This window comes from Mesorhizobium sp. M8A.F.Ca.ET.218.01.1.1, from assembly GCF_004791165.1.
In the GTDB taxonomy this organism is placed as follows: Bacteria; Pseudomonadota; Alphaproteobacteria; order Rhizobiales; family Rhizobiaceae; genus Mesorhizobium.
In genome coordinates, this window is record NZ_SRUZ01000230.1 from 1 (window position 1) to 279 (window position 279).

Consider the following 279-nt stretch of genomic DNA (forward strand, 5'->3'; position numbering starts at 1 on the left):
CTGTTCGAAGGCTGCACTGGCTGCGCCTCCTGCCAGAAGCTGGTCGAGAAGATCATTTGGATCGCAGGCTCTTTAATCCTGGCGCAGAGCATTGGGGCTACAAGCTACGTAGTCGTGATTGTCTCAGCGACTTTAGCCAACTTTGATAGACGTTTAGAGCAAGCTGCCATGAGTATGGGGGCGGGTCCCGTCCAGACCTTCCGACGAGTAACTCTGCCTTTGATTCTGCTTGGTATCCTGGGAGGGGCCGTTTTTGCCTTCATTCATTCATTTGACGAA

Annotated in this window: 1 protein-coding gene; it reads left to right on the forward strand. The window is 52.7% G+C overall.

Annotated elements, in window-relative coordinates; genetic code table 11:
- Window positions 1–279 (forward strand): ABC transporter permease subunit (locus tag EN861_RS35125; RefSeq protein WP_135928266.1); only part of this gene is annotated, 279 nt, incomplete at both ends.